The following is a 2,839-nucleotide window of genomic DNA, read 5'->3' on the forward strand; positions in this document are numbered from 1 at the left end:
AAGAAAAAGCCTGTAAGATTAGTACCTACAGACTTTTATTTATGGAGATGAGGGGTCTCATTTTTTACATCAAATAATGTTTATTATGGATTAATCCATGCTTTTAACGGTATTTTCGCCTATTACTAAACATGGTTGTATGATTTTTTTGTATCAATTTTGTATCAAAAAAGCCGTGTCACGTCTTACTCTCCATGACACAGCAAATAAAATTATATCATTTTTCTACTATTATATAAGCACAAAAATAAGCCACTCCAGAGAACTTAATCTCCAGAGTGGCTTTTAAATTACCTACTATTTTCTATTCAAATCTTCCCCATGGATCATTACCTTGACGACAAACTAAGAAACCATGTTCTCCGTTAGCTCTTGGTTGTCTAATCCAGACATAGCCACCGTGGCGACTGTAAGCATCATACTTAATTACTGAACCAGCTGGTAAAGTAGTAAGAATATCGCTAGTAAGTTTTGCACCTTTGCGCAAATTAATTGGGCGATCAGTGATAAAAGTACCATCCTCTTTAACCCACTTATCTCCAAAATTATCAATCCAACTATTAGGTACTACAGGTACTTTAGCTGGTTGTGATACAGATACTGTAGTTTCTAATTCCAATAAATTAATATTTCCATCAACATCCATACCACGCCAGTTATTCGTAAACTGCCAGATAATCACGCCCTCCATAGAAGGAAAATAATTGAAATCCGGAGTATTTGTTGCCCCTTTATAAGGATAAGCAGCAACCCATAAACAATTAGGGTAATTTTCTAAAATTCTAGCCGTATTAATCTTATTTTTCATGAGTGCAGCTCCAGAATATAACAGTGGCTTATACCCTGCACTCACGATTGCATCTAAAAACTTTAAAATTGCAGTCGTGTTATCTTCACGATTACCTCCAGTTTCATTTCCACTTCCTTGTTCATAGTCACAAGCTAGATAACTGCCCGGCTCAATGCCAACTAATTTAGCTGATGATACTGCATAGTTTCCTTCTTGAACTGCCAAATTAGGATCATTACTAAATCTTGCATAATGATACTCCATGGTCATCATATTATTAGCTTTGGCACTCTCTACCTGAGCTTGGGCTTTTGGATTTCTATAGTCCAATCCTTCTGAAGTTTTCACAATAGCAAACTTAGCACCTGCTCTGGCCATAGCTGATAAATCAGTCCCTTGAAAACTGGACACATCTACGCCATAACTTCTTTTTTCTACTTTATTCATTCTTTCCACCTTCATTTGATAACTTCATTATAGCTACAGCTTTTTCAATTGCACCAGAAAGCTGGTCGTCACTAGGTGCTGGTAAATGAGCATCTGCATAAAAATTCTTAATTTTAACTTTAGCTTGTTTTTTCTTTTCGGCGCCTTGTTCTGAACTATCTTTTAAATCGTAAACTACATTAGTAGCAACTTGACCCAACGTATCAACTACAAAAGCTAAAGCATCTCCCTTAGCTCGTTTTTTATCAATTTCTATCTTATGTTTTTGATACCAAAACACAAAATATGAAACTGCTAGCGCAACAATTACAGCAGATACATCAATAAAAATGCTATTCATTATTCAGTCTCCTTTAAGTCTTTAATACGTAGCTTTAAAACTTTCGCATATTTAGCCATTACTTGTTTTTATTGTTTCAATAGTTCTAATTGGTTAGCAGATACAGTCTGTTTATTTTGCTTTGACAAAAATTGAGATAGCTTTGCTCGCTTTACGTTTAGCTTCTCCAATTCCTTCTCTAACTTATTATTCATTGTTTTTCCTACTTTCTAATCTAGTAACTTGTCTTTTAAGCCTCTCGTTATCTTTTAAAAGCTTGTCATAAGCTTCTTCTGCCTGAAGCCATCGTTTACGATATAGTTCTACATCTTCTTTTAGCTCTTCTTTCTTTTCCTTAGCATTCGAATAATCAGTCTGTTTTAAAGTATTAAAAATCGTTAATAATCCCACAACACTAGAAATAAGAAGCGCGATTTTTTGAACAAAATCAATCCATTCTTGCACTTCCTATCCCTACTTTCTTTTCATGCCAGGTGATCTTGATGCACATACTTGAACTAACAGCAAAATTCCAAATTGATAAATAGCTGCCATTAATAATGAATAATTTTGAAAGGCTAATACATATCCAATTTCTAAAACAATAAGGATTGTTAAAAGAAAAGCGCTACTAGTTAAAAGGCAAATATTAGCCAGTGGACTTTTAGCGCCGGCTAAAACGTAGGCAAAATAAAAGACGCCAATTACAATTGCAATAGCGTCAATCAAGTCATTATTAAAAAAGTTAGTCCATTCGGGTGGCCATAAGAAAAAATCATCACAAATCAAGAGAAATCCGCCAGATAAAACTAGCATCAAACCAATAATCAAATGAAGAGGATTATGTTTTACATTCTCCCATAATTGCTCCACTTCTTTGCTCATTATGATTCACTTGCTTTCTCATCACTTTCTGCCATTACCTCATCTTGTGCAGACCATACTTTAGCTTGGAAGTCTTGTAAGTCTTTTCGTACAGCAGATTTATTCTTATCATATAGATCACGGTCAGTAATAATCATATTGATGTTATCACTACCACCAGACGCATTAGCTTCATAAATATTGGCATTAAAAGTAGCTACTTGCTTATCTTCTACCATTGATCTTCCTGAAATTGCAATTGATTTACTTGTTCTTAACATCATTGTTCTCCTTTTCTGACTTTAATTGATTTACTTTTTGAGTTAATTCGTCAACCTTTGCCTCTAAAACTGCATTGTTATACTCACTAACTGCAAGCTTATTAATTAATTTTTGTGATACTGCATTATCGTTATTCA

At 34.2% G+C, this 2,839-nt stretch carries 5 protein-coding genes; all 5 read right to left on the minus strand.

Annotated features, from left to right (window positions below):
- Positions 1-304: 304 nt before the first annotated feature.
- The 5 genes from Q9R40_RS09490 to Q9R40_RS09510 all read right to left on the minus strand — a co-directional run bounded on the left by Q9R40_RS09490 (position 305) and on the right by Q9R40_RS09510 (position 2,701).
- Positions 305-1,237 carry a GH25 family lysozyme gene (locus tag Q9R40_RS09490; RefSeq protein ID WP_304677422.1) on the minus strand — a complete coding sequence of 311 codons (933 nt, stop codon included), beginning with the start codon at positions 1,235-1,237 and terminating at the stop codon, positions 305-307.
- A complete protein-coding gene (locus tag Q9R40_RS09495; protein WP_304677424.1) occupies positions 1,230-1,577 on the minus strand; it encodes a phage holin in 348 nt (115 codons plus the stop codon). Before Q9R40_RS09495 ends, Q9R40_RS09490 begins: the two co-directional genes overlap by 8 nt.
- 186 nt (positions 1,578-1,763) lie before the next feature.
- Positions 1,764-2,021 carry a hypothetical protein gene (locus Q9R40_RS09500; RefSeq protein ID WP_304677425.1) on the minus strand — a complete coding sequence of 86 codons (258 nt, stop codon included), beginning with the start codon at positions 2,019-2,021 and terminating at the stop codon, positions 1,764-1,766.
- Between the two features lie 9 nt (positions 2,022-2,030).
- Positions 2,031-2,441, minus strand: coding sequence for a hypothetical protein (locus Q9R40_RS09505; protein WP_304677426.1), 411 nt, complete (start codon positions 2,439-2,441; stop codon positions 2,031-2,033).
- Positions 2,441-2,701 (minus strand): hypothetical protein, encoded by a 261-nt coding sequence (locus tag Q9R40_RS09510; protein ID WP_057719479.1) that lies wholly within the window; start codon positions 2,699-2,701, stop codon positions 2,441-2,443. Before Q9R40_RS09510 ends, Q9R40_RS09505 begins: the two co-directional genes overlap by 1 nt.
- Positions 2,702-2,839: the final 138 nt, after the last annotated feature.

Origin of the sequence: uncultured Lactobacillus sp. (assembly GCF_948948975.1) — a bacterium.
Lineage (GTDB): Bacteria > Bacillota > Bacilli > Lactobacillales > Lactobacillaceae > Lactobacillus.

Excerpts from the sequence above, each read along its gene's own strand:
- Q9R40_RS09495 (WP_304677424.1), bottom strand. The coding sequence starts at position 1,577 with ATGAATAGCATTTTTATTGATGTATCTGCTGTAATTGTTGCGCTAGCA.
- Q9R40_RS09510 (WP_057719479.1), bottom strand. The coding sequence starts at position 2,701 with ATGTTAAGAACAAGTAAATCAATTGCAATTTCAGGAAGATCAATGGTA.
- Q9R40_RS09490 (WP_304677422.1), bottom strand. The coding sequence starts at position 1,237 with ATGAATAAAGTAGAAAAAAGAAGTTATGGCGTAGATGTGTCCAGTTTT.
- Q9R40_RS09505 (WP_304677426.1), bottom strand. The coding sequence starts at position 2,441 with ATGAGCAAAGAAGTGGAGCAATTATGGGAGAATGTAAAACATAATCCT.